17 protein-coding genes and 2 pseudogenes are annotated in these 19686 nt (G+C 70.5%); 11 read left to right on the top strand and 8 right to left on the bottom strand.

The annotated features are described in order from the left end of the window. Positions 1 to 31 precede the first annotated feature (31 nt). The 5 genes from ABZ707_RS18365 to ABZ707_RS18345 all read left to right on the top strand — a co-directional run bounded on the left by ABZ707_RS18365 (position 32) and on the right by ABZ707_RS18345 (position 5512). Positions 32 to 568 (top strand): flavin reductase family protein, encoded by a 537-nt coding sequence (locus ABZ707_RS18365; protein WP_360175392.1) that lies wholly within the window; start codon positions 32 to 34, stop codon positions 566 to 568. A gap of 44 nt (positions 569 to 612) precedes the next feature. Continuing rightward, positions 613 to 1377, top strand: a complete 765-nt coding sequence (locus ABZ707_RS18360) for a DUF2071 domain-containing protein (protein ID WP_360175389.1) — start codon at positions 613 to 615, stop codon at positions 1375 to 1377. Between the two features lie 195 nt (positions 1378 to 1572). Beyond that, positions 1573 to 3324: a SpoIIE family protein phosphatase gene (locus ABZ707_RS18355; RefSeq protein ID WP_360175386.1), complete on the top strand. Its 1752-nt coding sequence runs from the start codon at positions 1573 to 1575 to the stop codon at positions 3322 to 3324. 548 nt (positions 3325 to 3872) lie between these two features. After that, positions 3873 to 4823: a DUF1996 domain-containing protein gene (locus ABZ707_RS18350; protein WP_360175383.1), complete on the top strand. Its 951-nt coding sequence runs from the start codon at positions 3873 to 3875 to the stop codon at positions 4821 to 4823. Beyond that, complete coding sequence (locus ABZ707_RS18345) at positions 4799 to 5512, top strand: DUF305 domain-containing protein (RefSeq protein WP_360175380.1); 714 nt, start codon at positions 4799 to 4801, stop codon at positions 5510 to 5512. The genes ABZ707_RS18350 and ABZ707_RS18345 overlap by 25 nt, the downstream gene beginning before the upstream one ends. Positions 5513 to 5663: 151 nt before the next feature. On the opposite strand, the gene ABZ707_RS18340 is transcribed toward ABZ707_RS18345, so the two are convergent. From ABZ707_RS18340 to ABZ707_RS18330, 3 genes are all read right to left on the bottom strand, one after another. Beyond that, on the bottom strand, positions 5664 to 6659 hold the full coding sequence (locus tag ABZ707_RS18340; RefSeq protein ID WP_360175377.1) for an alpha/beta hydrolase: 996 nt from the start codon (positions 6657 to 6659) through the stop codon (positions 5664 to 5666). 263 nt (positions 6660 to 6922) lie between these two features. Continuing rightward, positions 6923 to 7702: a hypothetical protein gene (locus ABZ707_RS18335; protein WP_360175374.1), complete on the bottom strand. Its 780-nt coding sequence runs from the start codon at positions 7700 to 7702 to the stop codon at positions 6923 to 6925. Positions 7703 to 7977: 275 nt separating this feature from the next. After that, positions 7978 to 9006, bottom strand: a complete 1029-nt coding sequence (locus ABZ707_RS18330) for a LacI family DNA-binding transcriptional regulator (RefSeq protein WP_360175371.1) — start codon at positions 9004 to 9006, stop codon at positions 7978 to 7980. Between the two features lie 271 nt (positions 9007 to 9277). Between ABZ707_RS18330 and ABZ707_RS18325 the strand changes: the two genes are divergently transcribed. The 6 genes and pseudogenes from ABZ707_RS18325 to ABZ707_RS18300 form a co-directional block, all read left to right on the top strand. Further along, the gene (locus ABZ707_RS18325) at positions 9278 to 10588 is read left to right on the top strand and encodes an extracellular solute-binding protein (RefSeq protein ID WP_360175368.1); all 1311 of its coding nucleotides are present in this window, start codon (positions 9278 to 9280) and stop codon (positions 10586 to 10588) included. Positions 10589 to 10764: 176 nt separating this feature from the next. Then, positions 10765 to 11781, top strand: coding sequence for a sugar ABC transporter permease (locus tag ABZ707_RS18320; protein ID WP_360175365.1), 1017 nt, complete (start codon positions 10765 to 10767; stop codon positions 11779 to 11781). A gap of 17 nt (positions 11782 to 11798) precedes the next feature. After that, positions 11799 to 12725: a carbohydrate ABC transporter permease gene (locus tag ABZ707_RS18315; protein ID WP_360175362.1), complete on the top strand. Its 927-nt coding sequence runs from the start codon at positions 11799 to 11801 to the stop codon at positions 12723 to 12725. A gap of 69 nt (positions 12726 to 12794) precedes the next feature. Further along, positions 12795 to 14243, top strand: coding sequence for a GH1 family beta-glucosidase (locus tag ABZ707_RS18310; protein ID WP_360175359.1), 1449 nt, complete (start codon positions 12795 to 12797; stop codon positions 14241 to 14243). Positions 14244 to 14708: 465 nt separating this feature from the next. Further along, positions 14709 to 15437 (top strand): SGNH/GDSL hydrolase family protein, encoded by a 729-nt coding sequence (locus ABZ707_RS18305; RefSeq protein WP_360175356.1) that lies wholly within the window; start codon positions 14709 to 14711, stop codon positions 15435 to 15437. 267 nt (positions 15438 to 15704) lie between these two features. Beyond that, positions 15705 to 15948, top strand: a pseudogene (locus tag ABZ707_RS18300) (Tn3 family transposase); the annotation flags it as partial. 42 nt (positions 15949 to 15990) lie between these two features. Here ABZ707_RS18300 and ABZ707_RS18295 read toward each other — a convergent pair. From ABZ707_RS18295 to hypC, 5 genes and pseudogenes are all read right to left on the bottom strand, one after another. Next, on the bottom strand, positions 15991 to 16161 hold the full coding sequence (locus ABZ707_RS18295) for a histone-like nucleoid-structuring protein Lsr2 (protein ID WP_360176007.1): 171 nt from the start codon (positions 16159 to 16161) through the stop codon (positions 15991 to 15993). Positions 16162 to 16188: 27 nt separating this feature from the next. Continuing rightward, positions 16189 to 16683 (bottom strand): annotated as a pseudogene (locus ABZ707_RS18290) (SMI1/KNR4 family protein); the annotation flags it as partial. 336 nt (positions 16684 to 17019) lie between these two features. Continuing rightward, positions 17020 to 18111: a hydrogenase expression/formation protein HypE gene (gene hypE / locus ABZ707_RS18285; RefSeq protein WP_360176004.1), complete on the bottom strand. Its 1092-nt coding sequence runs from the start codon at positions 18109 to 18111 to the stop codon at positions 17020 to 17022. 10 nt (positions 18112 to 18121) lie between these two features. Next, on the bottom strand, positions 18122 to 19264 hold the full coding sequence (hypD, locus tag ABZ707_RS18280) for a hydrogenase formation protein HypD (protein ID WP_360175353.1): 1143 nt from the start codon (positions 19262 to 19264) through the stop codon (positions 18122 to 18124). After that, positions 19261 to 19668: a HypC/HybG/HupF family hydrogenase formation chaperone gene (hypC, locus tag ABZ707_RS18275; RefSeq protein WP_360175350.1), complete on the bottom strand. Its 408-nt coding sequence runs from the start codon at positions 19666 to 19668 to the stop codon at positions 19261 to 19263. Before hypC ends, hypD begins: the two co-directional genes overlap by 4 nt. Between the last annotated feature and the right edge of the window lie 18 nt (positions 19669 to 19686).

Raw genomic sequence — 19686 nt, 5'->3', positions numbered from 1 at the left:
AGACCCATCACTCCAGACGAAGGGAAGCGGCATGACCGTGTCCACCGAACGCACCGCTGTCACCACTTCCGGCGACACCCCCGCCGGCAGCGCCGAGATACTCCGCCGCACCTTGCGGCGGCACGCGGCCGGGGTCACCGTGATCACGGTCCCGGGCCCGGCCGGTTTCACCGCGACCTCGTTCACCTCGGTCTCGCTGGAACCCGCCCTGGTCTCCTTCTGCCTCGGCCTGACGGCTTCGACGCTCACGGCCGTGCGGAGCACCGACCGCTTCGCCGTCCATGTGCTGGGCGCGGGGCACACCACGCTCGCCCGGCAGTTCGCGCGCAGCGGCATCGACCGCTTCGCCGGGATCCCGTGGACGGAGAGCCAGGACGGTCTGCCCGTGCTGGACGGCGTACCGGCGTGGCTCACCGCCCGGGTGACCCTGCGTCAGCGCGTCGGTGACCATGTCCTGGTGGTCGGCGAGGTCGAGTCCGGGGGTGGCCACGGTGCGGGCGACGCGCTGGTCCATCACGACGGCGCGTTCGCCACGCCCGTACGCCTCCCTCCGCACACGGGAGAGTGACCGGGAGAGGCAACGGCCGGGCGGCACTCTGCGATGCTGGCGGGGTGCCGCCCACCGCCGCGTTCCCGGAGCCGGTCACGCCCGGCCCGCCCCGGGACGAGCCGAAGCCGTTGCTCACCCAGTCATGGCTGGATGTGACCTTTCTGCACTGGCGGGTCGATCCGGCGGCGGTGGCGCCGCTGCTGCCGCCGGGCACCGTCCCCGACACCCTCGACGGCACGGCCCACGTGGGACTGGTCGCCTTCCGTATGCACCGGATCGGCTGGTTCCGACTCCCCGGCCTTCCTTTCCTCGGTACCTTCCCCGAGACCAATGTCCGCCTCTACTCGGTCGACGGGCAGGGACGCCGAGGGGTCGTCTTCCGGTCACTGGACGCCTCGCGCCTGATCCCGGTGGCGGTCGGCCGGGCGGCCTTCCGGCTGCCGTACGCCTGGTCCCGGATGACCGTCGAACGCGACGGCGAGATCCTCACCTACTCCGGCCGGCGACGGCTGCCGGGGCCCCGGGGCGCGCACAGCCGGATCAGGGTGCGGGTCGGGGAGCGGATCGCGGAGCCCAGCGCGCTGGAACATTTCGTGACCGCGCGCTGGGGTATGCACCACACGATTCTCGGACGCGGCGTGTATCTGCCGAACACCCACCCGCGCTGGCCGCTGCGGCGTGCCGAACTGATCGACTGCACCGAGGATCTGGTCGCCGCGGCGGGACTGCCGGCGCGGGCCGGAGATCCGGTGAGCGTGCTGTACTCGCCGGGTGTGCCGGTCCGCTTCGGGCGCCCGGCCCGGTACGGCGGGCGCCCGGCCCGCTGACCCACCGGCCCCGGGCCGCCCGGTTGTCACGGTCCTTCGCGGGCCGGCGGTCACGGGCGTGGCGCGCGCGTGATCGCGTACGGTGAGGCAGCCACCGCCGTCCCCGGCGGGCGAGACGGGAGCGGGACGCCGGCGGGCCCGTGGGGCGGCCGGACGCGGTGGCGTGACGCATACCGGCACCGGGCGGGTGGAGACATGTCTGAAGAGGGAGCGGCACTGACGGGGGAAGCGGACGGTGACCTGCTGTCGGCGCTTTTCGGCCATGCCGCCGCGGGCATGTACGCCGTCGACGGCGCGGGACTGGTGATCGCCTGCAACCCCTGGGCGGAGCGCGTGCTCGGTTATCAGCCCGGCGGCCTGACGGGGCTGGACGCACGCGTCGTACTGCACCCCGCCGGGGGCCACGACCGGTCGGCCCGGCAATCGCTCCAGCACGGTGTGGTGCCGGGACGCGGGGCGGACGGCGACCAGGATGTGCTGCTGCGCGCCGACGGCGTTCCGCTGTCCGTCTGGTGGGCGGCGGCGCCACTGCCCCGGGGCGAGCACCGGGCCCCGGGGGTGGTGGTGGTCTTCCACGACACCGGTGCGGAGCGGGCACGCGACGAGCGGCGTTCCGACCGCTACGCGCACAGCGAGATCGCCCGCGAACAGGCCGAATTCGGCCTTGCCGAGGCCACCTGGCTCAGCGAGTTGACGCTCGCCCTGGTGAGCACGCTGGAGGCGGAGGAAGGGCTGGCACGCCTGGTGCGGCTCCTGGTGCCCCGGCTCGCCGACGCCGCGGTGATCGATCTGATCGTCGACCGCGGCCGCGTCCGGCGCACCGCCTGGACCCACCGCGACCCGGACCGTGTCCCCGCCGGGGTGCTGGAGGCCGACCCGCCGGTGTACGGCGACACCTCGGCCGCCGCCCTGGCGCAGGTGCTGCGGGGCGGCCCCACCCAGCAGCTCTCCGCGCCGTTCGGCGGGGTACAGGCCCGGCACGCGCCCGGGGCCCGGCCGGAGACGGCCGACGCGCTCGGGCTCGCCACGACGGCGATGCTGACCGGCCTGGACGCCGTGCGGGCGCTGATCGTGCCGCTCCGGCTGCGGAGCAGCACCCTCGGGGCGCTCACCCTGACCCGAGGCGCGGCAGGCCCGCCGTTCAGCGACGCCGACCGGGTCCTGGCGGAAGAGGTCGCCCGCCGCACCGCGCTCGGACTCGACAACGCGAGGCTGCACGCCCAGCAGTCGGACATCGCGGCCACCCTGCAACGTGCCCTGCTCACCGATCTGCCGCTGGTCCCGGCGGTGGAGCTGGCGGCCCACTACCGGCCGGCGGAGCGCGCCGCCGAAGTGGGCGGCGACTGGTACGACGCGTTCCGGCTGCCCGGCGGCGACCTGGCCCTGGTGGTCGGCGATGTCACCGGTCACGACATTCAGGCCGCGGCCCGGATGAGCGAATTGCGCAATATGCTGCGGGCGTTGGCCGTCGACCGTCCCGAAGAGGATCCGGGCGGCATCCTGGAACGGCTGGACCGCGCCCAGGCGCATCTTGAGCTCGCCGATTCGGCGACCGCCGTACTGGCGCGGCTGCACACGTCGGAGAACGGTGTCCGGCGGCTGACCTGGTCCACGGCCGGCCATCCGCCGCCGCTGCTGATCACCGCCGACGGCAGGGCACGCTATCTCACCGAGGCGCACGCGATGCTGATAGGGCTGCGCCCGCGCGTCTCCCGGCCCACGGCCACCACCGAACTGCCGCCGGGGGCGACCCTCCTGCTCTACACGGACGGGCTGATCGAGTCCCGCACCCAGGACATCGACACCGGCCTGACCAGATTGCGCCGGTACGCCGCCGCCCACCACACCGATCCGCTGGACCGGCTCTGCGTCGACCTGGCCGGGACACTCGGCGACACGCGTGACGACATCACCCTGATCGCCGTCCGCGTCCCACCCGCCTCGTGACACGGGAACACCCCTCTCCGCAGGAAACCGGAATCGCCCGGTCGAAAACGGAATGACCCCGTCCGTGGGCACTGGCGGGCCGGTGCGATTCGCTTGTCGAAGAACCTGTACGCGGTGATGGCGGGAAACGTTCATCAACTGAAGGCTGAGGTGGGACCGTTCGGCGCGTTCCGTCGCGCCGCGAGGACCGCCCGGCGACGGCCGGCGGCCGCTCCACCGGACCGCGACGGCCCCGTGCCACGGCGCTCACCTGCTGTGAAGCCCGTACGGCGATTTCCGGCCGAGGTTTTCCGGCCGTCGCGCGCGGCTCCCATACACCTCACCAGGTCGGTTAACGCCCTGTTTCCGAAGGTGATCTGACGGGGCGTCAGTTCCGGAACTTGACGCGACACCTTGACGACCTCTTGACCCCCCTCTAACGTCCGGCACTCAGGGGAGCCCCAGACGGAACTCCCTGACCCCCCACCAACGGATCCTTCGTACCGTCCGCGCCCCTGCCCCTGGCAGGGACGAGCCGTGCGCGGATCCTCGATCCCCATGGAGCGCCCATGAGATCATCGCGGTCCGAGAACGGCCGCCGCGTCCACAAGGGACGCAGGCGGGCATTTCTCGCCGGGCTGGTGGCGGTGTGTGCCGTCGCCGCCCAGCTCGTCCTAGGCTCCACGGGAGCCGTCGCCCAGCCGGACAGCGCGACCACCAAGCAGGCCGCGCCGGCGAAGGCGGGCGCGGCAGCCGATGTGGTACGTGTGGCCGAGTTCCTGGCCGAGTGCAAGTTCAGCCACCGACTGCCGGACGACCCGATCGTCCTGCCCGGTATGCCCGGTGCCTCGCACATGCACAGCTTCTTCGGCAGCCACGCGACCAACGCGTACACCAACCTCGGAGACCTGAAGGGAGCCGAAACCACCTGCGACCCGGTGGTCGACCTTTCCTCGTACTGGGTGCCCACCCTCTTCGTGAACGACCAGCCGGTCGAGCCCACCGGGACGACGTTCTACTACCTGGGTGAGGGTGTGTCGGACGATGTCATCGCCCGTACCCAGCCGATACCCGAGGGTCTGAAGATCGTCGCGGGCAACGCCAAGGCGACCGGGCCGAACGACGGCGACACCCGGGCGCGCTGGTCGTGCCTGCACGCCGGCCAGGTCAACCCGTCGAAGGACTTCGTCAACTGTCCGGCCGGCACGATGCTGGAGTCGTACCTCGACTTCCCGCAGTGCTGGAACGGCAGGGACCTCGACTCGGCGGACCACAAGAGCCACATGTCCTACCCGGTGAACAACGCCTGCCCGGCGTCCCACCCGGTTCCGGTGCCCAAGCTGCGCCAGGTCCTGCGGTACCCGGTCAACGGGAACCCGGCCGGATTCAGGCTCGCCTCGGGACCCGGATACACCATGCACGGTGACTTCTTCAACGCCTGGCCGGTCGGTGAGATGGAGCGGCGCGTCCGCGACTGCATCAACCCGATCATCAAATGCGGCGCCAACGGGCGTCCGTGATGGCGTGGGGCGGCGGTCGGCCGCACAACGGTGGGCCGTCGCCCCGTTCCCGCTTCCGGCGGGACGGGCGCGGCAGGACGGCACTGCCCGCGCTGCTGATGGCGCTGGCCGTCCTCGGCGCAGGAGGCTGCGCCGGCTCCTCGGCGACCACGGGTGACGCGCCGGCGAGGACGGCCGCCGCGGCACCGACGGAAGACCCGGCAGCCGGTCCGGTGCCGTCGGCACCGGCCACCACGACGGGCGGCTTCAACGCCACCGACCGGGGATGGGCCCAGCTCATGGTGCCCATGAACGAACGGACCCTGCTGCTGCTCGACCTGATCTCCGAGCGCGCGAGCGACTCCGGGCTGTCCGATCTCGCCCGGCGTACGACGGTGACCCACCGGGACGAACTGACCCGGCTGCGCGCGGTCCTGAAGAAGTCGGGAGCGGAGGGGACCAACCCTCACGAGGGTCACGACATGAAGGGAATGGTCACCGACGCGGAGCTGCGGACCGTCGCAGCGACCCGGGGCGCCGCCTTCGACGACATATCCATGACATATCTCCGCGAACACCTGGAACAGACCATCGTGGTGTCACGCGGCGAGGAGAACTCGGGCGCCGAGCCGACCGCGACGGGTCTCGCCGCGGAGCTGGAGAAACGGCGTGGCCGTCAGCTCGAAGAACTGCGGCGGCTGGGCGGCTGAGAGAGGCCCCCGCAGGCGCTCACCGCCGAGCCCCGCGGTGGCCGCGCCGAAGCGCCGCTCCCGGTCCCGGGCCGGACATCCCCCCGCCCCGCCCGGGGACCGGGAGCGGCTCACCCGGGCGGAATCGCACCGGGGCCCGGAGGCCGACGCGTCACGGTGCCGGGGGCGCGACGGCGAATCCCAGGGTCTCCGGGCTGCCGCAGTACGACAGCCCGGACAGCGGGCGGTCCGTGCAGAAGCGCGCGACCAGGTCCGAGAAATCGGCGATCCGCTCCACCGGCGCGAGATGGTCGGTCTCGTCGATGGTCAGAAACCGCGCCTCGGGCAGGAGCGCGGCCACCTCGCGTCCCATCTCCGGAGTGCACAGGGTGTCGTGCTCGCCGGTGACCACCAGACTCGGCACGGCCGGGACCGGCTCGGGCCGGTACCACTCGTGGCGCATCAGCCGGGTGTTGTGCTCCGCCGACTTCCTCAACTGCTCCGGGTCCTGACCGGCGATCTGCTGATAGACCAGCCGGGACACGGCGGCGTGCTTCCGGACATGTCCCGTGCCGGGCGGTGACATGAAACGGTCGGCCAGTTCCCGGGCGATGGGCTCCGTCTCGCCCCGGTCGATCATGCCCGACCAGCGCCGCATCGCCGCTGCGTAGTCCGCCGGGATCCGGGGGGTCATGCCGACCAGCATCAGCCGCGCGATCATCCCCGGGTAGTGCTGGGCGAAGCGGAGGCCGACGGCGCCGCCGTAGCAGGCGGCGACCAGATTGATCCGCTGCACCGCGAGTTCGGTGAGCAGGTGCCGGACGGCGGCGGCGAGGAAGTCCACTCCATGGGCCGCGGGCAGGAAGTCCGCGGTGCCGTAGCCCGGCAGGTCCACCGTGATCACCTGCCCCAGCGGGCTCAGCCATTTCTCGTGCCGGACCCAGGAGTTGCGGTCCTGCGAGGAGCCGCCCAGCACCAGAATCGGCTCGGTCAGCGGAGCGCCGTGGTGGACGACGCGGCAGGTGTAGCGGAAACCGTCGAACGTGAGGTCCCGTTCCTCGACCCGGCGGGCCCCACCGCTCTCGCTGTTGTCGGTCGTCTGGCCGGGGATCGCCGGGCCCGCGCCGGGCGGTCCCTGGTCCTGGGCGAGGACGGTGTCGAGGGACATGGATGACTCCAGGCTCTGGAACGGACAGCAACGTCCCTGCCTAGCAGCCCGCGCGGCGCGGCCCGGCATCGCTTACCCGATCGTGGGCGGTTCGCGGCCCGCGATCCGCTGGTGGATTCGACAGTCGCTCAACGGGACGGCGGATTCCCGTCACCGCGGGACGGCGCGGCCGAACCGGCGGGTCCCCTTCACGCCGTGCCGCGCCGGCCGTCCCCCTCTGCGAGGTGCGAGGCTCCTTCGCCGTCCGCCCCGTCACCCGTCGCTCAGTCGAGGGTGCTCTCCTCGATGTTCTCCATCCGGGCGTAGAGCACCTGCTCATTGACTTCGAGGTCATTGATCAGCTTGAGCGAGGCCGCGATGCCGCCGCCCACGAGTTCTTCGCCCGTCTCGCCGTACTCCACCTGCACCAGCAGATTCGCCGCGCGTTCGTCATGCGCGCGGCCCGCGGGGTCCTGCCAGGTCCCGACCGCACCGATCTCCGTGGCCGCCCGCAGGATGAAGCCGACCGCGTGGGACTTGGCGCGGGGCAACGTCAGCGTGAGGAGTTCACGCTCCACGCGGAGCAGATCCACCGCGTCGTCGGCGTCCCCGAAGAGCAGCGCGTACAGCAGGTCCTTCGCCTCGGTGAGCAGCGCCTCGCCGGCGGGGGAGCGGTGCCCCGGCCCGATCAGCGCACCGCCCTTGGGCGGCGGGTCCAGCAGCAGGCCCTCGGCCTCCAGCCGCCCCCTGGTCCAGGAGCCCAGGCGCGGGACCCGCTCATGGAGACCGTCCTGGCAGAGCTTCCAGGCCCTGACGCGCTCCCGGCGCCGCGCTCGGTCGGCGTCGCTCTCGGTGTCCGCCGCCCGTCCGTTCTCCGTGACCGCGTCGGCGGCGCGGCCGGGCGCCGCCTCGCCGGGCGGCGCGTACGGACTGGGGAGCCGGGCGAGCAACTGCTCGGCCAGCCACTCCTTCGGTTGCTGGAGGAGTACGGTCCGCATTCTCGTCCGAAACTCCCCGGCCAGTTGGTCACCGACTTGTCGGGCCATGTCATCGGCAGTCACCATGCCCCGCACCGTAGGGCCGCCCTCAGCGCCCTCACCCGCCGTTCACTGGACAAACCCCTCGGCGGAGTGAACATGCGAAGGGGTGATCGGGTGCGCCTGACGTCGCGCGGGCTCCCATTCGTGGTGCGCGCCCGGCGGCGCGCGGACCGCCGAGGAGGCGCTGGACGGCATCGGCGGGCTGTCCCGTAACTCCCCGGCGGGTGTGCGACGCCGCCGCCGCACCGCCCCGCCGGTGCGGCGGCGCCCGCCCGTCGTGGCGGAGCGCGGGCAGCGGGTCAGGTGGTCTGACGGTGAGTCAGGGTCGTGGGAAGCATAAGACGACGGCGGGCCCGGCCGGGGTCGTTGATCTCGTCGAGCAGCAGACGCGTGATGGTGCGCCCGATGTCCTCGGAGGGCTGGCTGACGCTGGTCAGAGGAGGCACAGTATGGCGCGCGATGATCGAGTCGTCGAATCCGATCACCGCCACGTCCTCGGGGACACGCCGTCCGCGTTCGCGCAACTCGGTCATCGCGCCCGCCGCCATGACGTCCGACGCGGCGAAGACGGCGTCGATGTCCGGGTGCCGGACGAGGAGTTCGCGCATGGCCGCGCGGCCGCCCTCCTCGGTGAAGTCGGCCGGCGCGACCAGTGATTCGGGCGGCTCGCCGCCGTGCTTCCTGTGCGCGTCGCGCCACCCCTGAAGACGGCTGTGGCCGACATCCATGTCCAGCGGTCCCGTGATGGTGGCGACCGTCGTACGACCCTGCTCCAGGAGATGCCGTACGGCCAGCGCCGCCCCGCCGAGGTTGTCGGAGTGGACATGGCTGAGCGGCTCGTCGGCCGAGCGCCGTCCCGCGAGGACGGTCGGTATCTGCGCCTTCTCCAGGAACGCGGGCAGCGGGTCCTCGCGGTGGACCGAGACCAGCAGGACGCCGTCGACGCGCTGCGCCTCCACGAACCGGGTCAGCCGGTCCAGTTCGCGCTGATTCCGTACCAGGATGAGCAGCAACTGCATGTCGGTCCCGGCGAGTTCCGTACTCACGCCGCGGATGACGGCGGAGAAGTACGGCTCCGCGGCGAGCCGGCTCTCCGACTCCGGAATCACCAGCGCGATGCTGTCGGTCCGGCTGGTGACCAGACTGCGGGCGGCCGGATTGGGCACGTAGTTGAGCTCGGCGACGGCCGCCTCGACGGCGGCCCGGGCCTTCGCGCTCACCCCGGGGGCGCCATTGACGACCCGGGAGACCGTACCCCTTCCGACGCCCGCGAGTCGCGCCACGGCTTCAAGAGTTGGCCTCTGCCCCGGCCGTCTGCGGCTGCTCATTGTTTCTCCTGACTTCCGGTCCCCGGTGCTGACCCCAAGTGCCCACCAGGCAGATTCTGCTGGGTGGCCGGTGTGCGTGGCTGTGCGGGGACCGGCGGCCGGACACATTCACGCAACGGAACCGACTTCGGCTCTTGACACGACCCTGTGTCCCCGGAGAGTCTTCCACAACCCGTTGGGAGCGCTCCCAGTTTGGTTTGAACGGGTCTCATCCAGTCGATCGTGAGCCGCAGCAGGCGCGCGCCTGAGCGCCGCTGCTAGGAGGAAGCACATGGGCACTGCCCGTAATCGCTTCGGTTCCACCCTCGCATCCGTTACCGCGGCTGCAGTGTCCCTCGTTCTCGTCGCCGGCTGCGGAAGCGGCGACGACGCGGGCAAGGCGCGTACCAAGGACGGCAAGACCGTCATCAGCATGGGCCTGTTCGGGGTCATGGGCTTCAAGGAGACGGACCTCCTGGACCGTTACATGAAGGAGAACCCGGACATCCTGATCGAGGCCGACGTGGCCGGTGACGAACAGACCTACTACACCGCGCTGCAGACGCATCTCGCCGCCGGCAGCGGTCTGAAGGACATCCAGGGCATAGAGATCGGCCGGGCCAAGGAACTCGTCGACACCCAGGCCGACAAGTTCGCGGACCTGTCCAAGACCGCGAACCTCGACCACTTCCTGCCCTGGAAGTCGAATCAGGTCACCACCAAGGACGGCAAGCTCATCGGCCTGGGCACGGACATCGGCCCGATGGCGGTCTGCTATCGCAAGGACCTCTTCGAGCAGGCCGGCCTGCCCACCGACCGCGCCGAGGTGGCGAAGCTGTGGGAGGGCGACTGGTCGAAGTACGTCGAGGTCGGCCGGACCTTCAAGCAGCAGTCCAAGGACAGCAAGGTGTCCTACATGGACAGCTCCAGCGGGCTGTTCAACGCCATGATCTACGGCGACGAGAAGCAGTTCTACGACAAGGACGGCAAGCTCATCTACCAGGACAACCCGGTCGTCAAGGACGCCTGGGCCCTGGCGTCGGACGCCGCGAAGTCCGGACTGACCGCCAAGCTCCGCCAGTTCCAGCCGGGCTGGGACCCGGGACTGTCCAACAGCACCTTCGCCACCACCGTCTGTCCGGCCTGGATGCTCGCGCACATCAGCGAGAAGGCCGGCCCGGCGAACAAGGGCAAGTGGGACGTCGCCAAGGCTCCGAAGGGCGCCAACTGGGGCGGCTCGTTCCTCGGTGTGATGGACAACAGCCCGGTCAAGAAGGAGGCCGAGAAGCTCATCGCCTGGCTGAGCGCGCCCGAACAGCAGGCGTACATCTTCGAGAAGCTCGGCAACTTCCCCTCCTCGAAGACGGCGCTCGACATGCCGGAGGTCGCCAACGGCACGTCCGCGTACTTCAGTGACGCGCCGATCGGCCAGATCTTCGGCGACGCGGCGAAGGAGATCCCGGACGAGCAGGTCCTGGGGCGCAAGGACGGCACCATCAAGGACACCTTCTCGGCCGGCCTGCAGCTCATCGAGACGCAGGGCAAGAGCCCGGAGGAGGCGTGGAAGACGACGGACGAGCGCATCCAGAAGCTCGCTCGCTGATCCGACCGGCTCGCTTCTCCGATCACGGCCCGGCTCGCAGGACCGGCCGGCCCCGCCGGGCCGGTCGGCCGCGGCCGCACCGGCGGCCGGCGCCCCGACCCGGCCCGGCCGCCCGGGCGGTCCTGCGACCAGCCCACCTTCACCGCCTCACGACCACTCCACGGAAGGAAGCCCGCGTGGCCACCTCCACCCCGGCAGCCCCCACGGGCGGGCAGCCGCACCCTGCTTCAGCCGGACTCCCCGGGAAGGGCGGCGCCGGCCGCGGCGGAGACCCCCGGCAGTCGCGGCGCAACATCCTCCACCGCCTGGACCTGGGAGCGGTGCCGTACGCCTTCATCGCCCCGTTCTTCCTGATCTTCGGCGCCTTCGGTTTCTATCCGCTGCTCTACACCTTCTGGATCTCGCTGCACCGCGTCGAGCTCTCCTCGATGGACATGATGGAGTGGCGGGGGCTCGCCAACTTCACGGAACTCGTCGAGGACGACCGGTTCTGGAACGCGCTCAGCAACACCTTCACCATCGGTGTCATCTCCACCGTCCCGCAGCTCCTGATGGCACTGGGGCTGGCGCATCTGCTGAACTACCGGCTCCGCGGCTCGGTCTTCTTCCGGGTCGCCGTCCTGACTCCGTACGCGACCTCCATCGCGGCCGCCGCCCTGGTCTTCACCATGCTCTTCGAGCGTGACTTCGGCATGATCAACTGGGTGCTCGGCTTCTTCGGCGTCGACAACCTCGACTGGGAGAGCCAGAAGTGGCCGGCCCAGTTCGCCATCTCCACCATCGTGATCTGGCGCTGGACCGGCTACAACGCCCTGCTCTACCTGGCCGCCATGCAGGCCATTCCCAGGGATCTCTACGAGGCCGCGGCCATCGACGGCGCCTCCCGCTGGCAGCAGTTCCGCACCGTCACCGTCCCGGGCATCAGCGCGACGATCGTCTTCACCATCGTGCTCTCCACGATCGGCGCGACCCAGCTCTTCGGTGAGCCGCTGATCTTCGGCCAGGGGCCCAACGGCATCAGCGGCGGCGCCGACAACCAGTACCAGACGCTGGGGCTGCTGCTCTACGAGGAGGGCTGGAAGAACTACCAGATGGGCCGGGCCTCGGCGATCGCCTGGGCCATGTTCCTCATCCTCATCCTCGTCTTCGTCCTCCAGCGCCTCGTCGCGCGCCTCACGTCCCGTAAGTCCTGACAGGGAGCAGCAGCCCCATGACCACCGATATCGCACAGGTCCGGGCGGACGCGGTCGACCGGACTCCCCGCGCCACGCCGCCCGTTCAGCGCCGGTTCGGCCGCGTACTGCGTCCGGGCGCGGGCCGTCAGCACCACGCGGGACCCCTTGCCTACATCCTGCTCGGCCTCGCCGCGCTGGTGTCCCTCTTCCCGCTGTACTGGACGATGGTGGCGGCCTCGACGGACAACACCCGGGTGTCCCAGACCCCGCCGCCGTTCCTGCCGGGTCCCAACCTGTTCAAGAACCTCGCCAAGGCGTGGCAGGACGCCGCGATGGGCCAGGCGATGGTCAACAGCCTGATCGTCGCGGGGGTGATCGCGCTCTCCACGGTCTTCTTCGCGACCCTGGCCGGCTTCGCCTTCGCCAAACTCCGCTTCAAGGGCCGTAACATCCTGCTGCTGCTGGTCATCGGCACGATGCTGGTGCCGCCGCAGCTCGGAGTCGTCCCGTTGTTCATGATGATGGCCGACCTCGGCTGGGGTCAGTCGCTGCCCTCCGTCATCTTCCCGACGCTCGTCAGCGCGGTCGGCGTGTTCTTCATGCGCCAGTACCTGGCGGAGGCTCTCCCCGACGAACTCATCGAGGCGGGCCGGCTGGACGGGGCGCACTCCCTGCGGATCTTCTGGAGCATCGTCCTGCCGATCGCCCGGCCGCCGATGGCCGTGCTCTTCATGATCACCTTTGTGCACGCCTGGAACGACTTCTTCTGGCCCTTCATCGCCCTGGACATGACGAATCCCACGGTGCCGGTGGCCCTCACCCAGCTCAGCGCGGGCTATGTCAGGGACCAGTCGGTGATCATGGCCGGGGCGCTGCTCGGCACGCTGCCGCTGCTGGCGATGTTCATCGTCTTCGGCCGGCAGATAGTCGGCGGCATCATGCAGGGCGCCGTCAAGGGCTGACGGCCCTTCACGGCGCACGCCGGCTTCCTCTCTCCACGCACACAGTTCGACACTCGCGGAAGGACCCTTGTGGCCACCTCAGCACCCAACACCGGTCAGGACCCGGCGCCCGCGGCGGCCCTGAGCTTCCCGCCCGGCTTCCTCTGGGGCACGGCGACCGCCGCGTACCAGATCGAAGGCGCCGCCAGGGAGGACGGGCGCACGCCGTCCATCTGGGACGTCTACTCCCACACCCCGGGCAGGGTACGCAACGGCGACACCGGTGACATCGCCACGGACCACTTCCACCGCTGGCCCGAGGACATCGCGATCATGTCCGACCTGGGCGTCGGGGCGTACCGCTTCTCGGTGTCCTGGCCCCGCGTCCAGCCCACCGGCAGCGGCCCCGTGTCGGAGAAGGGGCTGGACTTCTACCGGCGGCTGACGGACGGACTGCTGGAGAAGGGGATCCAGCCGGTCGTCACCCTGTACCACTGGGACCTGCCCCAGGAACTGGAGGACGCCGGCGGCTGGCCCGAGCGCGACACCAGCTACCGCTTCGCCGAGTACGCGGGCATCGTCGCCGACGCCCTGGGTGACCGGGTGAAGACCTGGACCACCCTCAACGAGCCGTGGTGCAGCGCGTTTCTCGGCTACGGCTCCGGTGTGCACGCTCCCGGCCGTACCGACCCGGCGGACTCCCTGCGGGCGGCGCACCACCTCAACCTCGGTCACGGCCTCGCCGTGCGGGAGCTGCGCGACCGCCTGCCCGCCGACGCGAAGGTGTCCGTCACCCTCAATCTGCACCATGTGCGGCCGCTGACCGAGGACCCGGCGGACATCGACGCGGTCCGCCGGATCGACGGCGTCGCGAACCGGGTCTTCACCGGGCCGATGCTGGACGGCGCCTACCCGGCCGACGTCATCGAGGACACCTCGGGGGTCACGGACTGGTCGTTCGTCCAGGACGGTGACACCGCGCTGATCCACCAGCCGCTCGACTTCCTCGGTGTCAACTACTACTCGCCGACCCTCGTCTCCCACCACTCGGGTCCCGCCGTCCACGGCTCGGACGGCCATGGCGCCAGCGACCACAGCCCCTGGCCGGGGGCGGACAACGTGGCCTTCCACCAGACGCCCGGTGACCGGACGGCCATGGGCTGGACCATCGACCCGAGCGGTCTGTACGAGCTGCTGACCCGCGTACGGCGGGACCACCCGGACCTGCCCCTGATGATCACCGAGAACGGCGCGGCCTTCGACGACTACGCCGCACCCGACGGCGAGGTCCGCGACCCCGAGCGGATCGCCTATCTGCGCGGCCACCTCGCGGCCGTGCACCGGGCCATCGAGTCGGGCGTGGACGTCCGGGGCTACTTCCTGTGGTCGCTGCTCGACAACTTCGAGTGGTCCTACGGCTATGGCAGGCGCTTCGGCATGGTGTACGTGGACTACGCCACCCAGCGCCGGATCCCCAAGTCCAGCGCCAAGTGGTACGCACGGCTGATCCGCGAGGGAGGGTTGCCCGCGGCGGACTGACCGACGGGACGGGGGCGCGTTGTGAAAGGAGCGCCGTCCGCCCCCTGGGGCGGGGCTCGCGGCGTCTGGTGCGTGCGATCGCAAGGCGGAGGATCGTTCGCGTACTGGACATACGGGATGTACTGCGACGACTCCGACAACGCGGCGAGCGTGCGTGCCAGGCGTCGCAGGCCAGGCGGGACTTTCACGACACGCCCTGGCAGTGGCCACGGCCCCCGAGCGTGCCTCGGGGGCCGTGGCGTGCCCGGGGCGCGTTTTTACGCCACGTGAGACGCGGGAGGCCCGTGAGACCCGGGAGACTCGTGATCCCCCCCTATGCCTCACGAGGGCGCCCGACGACAGAAAGCGGTTGCGGAGGGGGTGGACAGCGCACCGGCGCTGTGCTGTTCTGCGCATGCCAAGCATTTCCGCGTGGTTAATTCCGCGTTCCGTCCCCCCACCTCCCCTTGAGCAAGAGGAGCCCGGATGCGAATCTCCCACCCGGCCGGACCGGCGGCGCGCCGGTTCAGGCCCGCCCTCGTGTGCGCCATGGCCGTCGCGGCCTTTCTTCTGACGCTGCTGTCACCCCCCTCCGCGTCGGCCGATTCCAACGGCGGCCTGCGGATCATGCCGCTCGGCGACTCGATCACCGACGGCTTCAACGTTCCCGGCGGCTACCGTGTCCGGCTGTGGCAGCGGGCCGTGGCCGACCAGAGAGTGGACGACTTCGTGGGCTCGCAGTCCAACGGACCGGCCGAACTGGGCGACCACGACCACGAAGGACACTCCGGCTGGCGCATCGAGCAGATCGACGCGCAGGTCACCGGCTGGGTCCGGGCCACCGACCCGCGCACCGTGCTGCTGCACATCGGCACCAACGACATCTCGCAGAACTACGACGTGGCCGGCGCGCCAGGGCGCCTGTCCACACTGATCGGCCACATCACCGCCGCCGCGCCCAACGCCGATGTCTTCGTCACGAACATCATCCCGTTCGGCGACGCCACCCTGGAGGCGCGGGCCCGGCCGTACAACGCGGCCGTACCCGGAGTCGTCGACCAGTGGGCGGATCAGGGACGCAAGGTCCACTTCATCGACATGCACAGCGCGCTCGGCGCCGGTGACCTCGCCGACGGCGTCCACCCCAACGCCGGCGGCTACGCCAAGATGGCGGACCGCTGGTACGAGACGCTGCGCACCGGCCCCTGGATCTGACGGGCCGTAACCCTCCCGCACTGCGCGATGCGTTCCCGCCTGCCACCGTCGGAGGAGAACCGCCCCGCTGCCGCCCGGCCCTCACTCAGCCGGACGGCGGCGGGGTCACCGGTCGGGACGTCGCGCGGGAAGGGCAGGCCGCCGGAGTCCGTCGGGCCCATGCTCGCGGACTGGCCGGTGTGAGCTGCAAGCCTGGCTTGGCCACGGCTCGCCAGAGACCACCCAGCATGACGCGAAGATCGCCCCGACGACCTTGGCGACCGGCGCGGCCTGATCCTCAACGCCATCGTGCCCTGGACGGCAAAGTACATCGACGCGGCCGTCGCACAGCTCAGGGCTGAGGGCCACGAGAGCCGCGACGAGGGCATCGCCCGACTCTCCCCGCTCAAGCACCGCAATCTCAATGTGCTCGGACGCGACGGCTTCAGAGCCTCCCCCTGCCGCCGACGCCCTACGCCCTCTGCGCGACCCGGACGCCACCGTGCTTGATGACGAGAACGGCGCGGACTGACAGCGCCGGCAGCCGACCAGCAGGGAGCCGGTCACACGACGCTCACAGCGATGCCTTGTACGCCTCGCGGATGGAGGCGGGAACGCGGCCCCTGTCATTGACGAGGTAGCCGTTCGCGCGGGCCCAGAGGCGTATCGCCTCGCCCTCCGGGCCGCGATCGCGCAGAGGGCCCACAGCATTCTCCCTCGCGTTGCCCGAGGAAACACCTTCCAGGTGATTCGCCGCATTCTGGAAGAAGGCGGACAGCGAGGCGAACGTTCCTTCTTCAGGGGCAGAGCCCTCGCCCCAAGATCCGATGCTGCCGGTGCGCGTGTTCAGGAACCTGCCGTAGAAGCCATCGCTCTCCGCGGCGATCGGTACCCACTCTCGGCGCCAGGACGGATAGTCAGGGTCACCGGACGGTTCCATCTCCTCCATCCCCATCTTGTGGAGGTAGACACGCTCGATGTCCAGCAGCCCCAGAAGGAGACCGCCGCTGGATATGACTCCCCCGCACCCCAGCGCCACCAGGCACGAGCCGACGGCAGGTCGCCGCCCACCACCGATGTCGTTTGCCAGAAGCCACTGCCACATCTCCCTCGGCAGTTTCAGGCCCATGCGCTCTTCAGCATCACTGATGGCTGCCGGGCGGCCCGGGCCGCCAAGACCGGCGAAAACGCTGGGGTCATGCTGTTCGAGCCATCTGGTGACCCGGCCCCACGCCTGTCTTACTTCCTCTGCCTCGTGCGTTGGCATTTCGCTCATGCCCGATCTCCGACGAACGAGACACGTACACCCGCGTTGCCGGCTCCCAGGAACCGCGGAACGGGCTTCCAGGTCGTGTCGGTCATCGGAGAAAGAGGCGACCACTGATCATCCATGGGCAGACCGTACGTGGGACCACTGACATCACGCCCTCTCGCGGCTGATGTGTGTTGTTGACGGCCTGTTAGGCGCTGGACCAGGAATTCAGTGGGTAACGGGGGTTGCCGATGTCGCGGCCGGCGGTTTTGGCGATCTTCGTCAAGGAGAGAGGCCGAGACGGTGGTGGAGCACGACGGCCGGCCGCACCAACAACCCCCGGCGCCCCGATCAGCAGATACGCGGCAGTTGCTCACCCAGCGGGACGTCCACCACGCGGGTGCCGCCCAGCGCCGTACTCGCCACCACCATGCCCGGATGGTCCGCCGTACAGGTGCCGATCGCCACCGCCCCGGCGCCGCGTGGGTGCGCGCGCATCGCCGCCAGCACCGCGTCGGCGTGCGCCGGAGGCACGAACGCCACCAGCTTGCCCTCGTTGGCCACATACAGCGGATCGAGACCGAGGAAGGCGCACGCGTTGGCGACCGCTTCCGGCACCGGCAGCGCCCGCTCCCGCAGGGCGATGCCGACCCGGGCCGCCGACGCGATCTCGTTGAGCGAGGTCGCCAGGCCGCCGCGGGTCGGATCCCGCAGCACATGCAGGTCGGCGCAGGCGGCCAGCATCGTCTGGACGAGCGAGGCCAGCGGCGCGGTGTCGCTGACGATCTCGACGCCGAACTCCAGGCCCTCGCGGACACTCATGATGGCCACGCCGTGCTCGCCGATCGGACCGCTCACGATGACCACGTCGCCCGGCACGGCGCGGCGCGGCCGGATGTCGACACCCTTGGGGATCAGCCCGATGCCGGCCGTGTTGATGAAGATGCCGTCGCCGTGGCCGGCGTCCACGACCTTGGTGTCGCCGGTCGCGACGATCACGTCCGCCGCTCTCGCGGCGGCGCCGAGGGCTTGTGCCACCCGTCCGACCGTGGCGATCTCGACGCCCTCCTCCAGAATGAAACCGCAGGACAGATAGGCGGGGCGGGCACCCGCCATCGCCAGGTCGTTGACCGTTCCGTTGACCGCGAGATCGCCGATGCTGCCGCCGGGAAAGAACAGCGGACGCACGACGTACGAGTCGGTGGAGAAGGCCAGCCTCGTCCCGCCGAGGGTGACCGTCGCGGAGTCGCCGAGTTCCGCGAGGATCTCGCCGCCGAAGGCCGGGGCGAAGAGATGCTCGACGAGTTCGGCGGAGAGCTGACCGCCGCCGCCGTGGCCCATGACGACCTTCAGATGGTCACGGAGCGGGGCGGGGCAGGTCCACCCGGAGAAGTCCGGCGCGGCGGGCCCCGGATCCCGCGGGTCGCCGTCCGCGACCCGGATGCCGGTCGGCTCAGCCAACGGAGGTCACCTCCTCCCGGCCGCCGGCGGGGCCGGCCGGCTCCGGTGCGGCCAGCCTGCGGTACAGGTAGTACGCGGCGCAGGCACCCTCGCTCGACACCATGGTGGCGCCGAGCGGATTGCGCGGTGTGCAGGCCGTACCGAACGCCTCGCACTCGTGCGGCTTGATCAGCCCCTGCAGCACCTCGCCGCTGCGGCAGACCGTGGACTCCTCCGTACGGATGCCGGTCACCGAGAAGCGGTACTCGGCGTCGTACTGCCGGTACGCGGGGGAGAGCCGCCAGCCGCTCGCCGGGATCATGCCGATTCCGCGCCAGGCGCGGTCGGTGACCTCGAAGACGTCGTCCAGCATGGCCATCGCGGCCGGGCTGCCCTCCGCCTGGACCGCCCTCGGGTAGGCGTTCTCCACGATGTACTCACCGGCCTCCAGTTGACGCACGGCGCGGCGGATCCCCTCCAGGATGTCCAGGGGTTCGAAGCCGGTGACCACGATGGGGACCCGGTGGCGTTCGGCGAGTTCGGGATACTCGCTGATGCCCATCACGGTGCAGACATGGCCGGCCGCGAGGAACGCCTGGACCCGGCAGTCGGGCGAGTTCATGATGGCGTCGATCGCCGGTGGTACGCGTACGTGCGACACCAGCAGGCTGAAGTTCTCGATGCCGAGCTTCCTGGCCTGGTACACGGTCATGGCGTTCGGCGGAGCCGTCGTCTCGAATCCGATGCCGAAGAACACCACATGACGGTCCGGATTCTCCCGCGCGATCTTGAGCGCGTCGAGCGGCGAGTAGACCACCCGTACATCCGCGCCGTCGCTCTTGACCTTGAACAGATCCCGGCCGCTGCCCGGCACCCGGAGCATGTCACCGAACGAACAGAAGATCACGTCCGGGCGGGACGCGATCTCCAGCGCCTTGTCGATGGTCTCCAGCGGCGTCACACAGACCGGGCAGCCGGGGCCGTGGATGAGTTCGACGGCCTCCGGGAGCAGTTGGTCGATGCCATGGCGGATGATCGAGTGGGTCTGCCCGCCGCAGACCTCCATCAGCGCCCAGGGACGGGTGACCGTCGTCCGGATGTCGTCGAGCAGCCGGGCGGCCAGGGCGGGATCGCTGAATTCGTCGAGATACTTCATCGTTGGGCCTCCTTCGGAGTGCCGGGCTTCTTCCCGGTGCCGGTCTTTGTGGCTTCGGCGCCGGGCGACGCGGCCGGCGGGGGACCGGCCACCGGCTCGGCACCGGGACCGGTGCCGTCGGGACGGTCGGCGCCCGCCTCCTTCGCGGCCCGGCCCCAGGCGTCCCCGAACTCCTCCTCCAGGACGCCCAGATTCTCGAACAGTTCCAGCGTCTGCTTCGCGGACTCCTCGTCCAGGCGCTGCAGCGCGAAGCCGACATGCACGATCGCGTAGTCCCCGACCTCCATCTCAGGCACGTACTCCAGACAGACGTCCTTGACGACGCCGCCGAAGTCGACGTGTGCCATCCGGGTCCCGTCGCGCTCCTCGATGTCCAGCACTCTGCCGGGCACAGCAAGGCACATGGCTCCTCCTCGATCGAG

The sequence above is a fragment of the Streptomyces sp. NPDC006923 genome (genome assembly GCF_040635655.1).
Classification (GTDB): domain Bacteria; phylum Actinomycetota; class Actinomycetes; order Streptomycetales; family Streptomycetaceae; genus Streptomyces.
The sequence above is the reverse complement of the archived record's forward strand: the minus strand, read 5'-3'. Positions and strand labels throughout refer to the sequence as shown.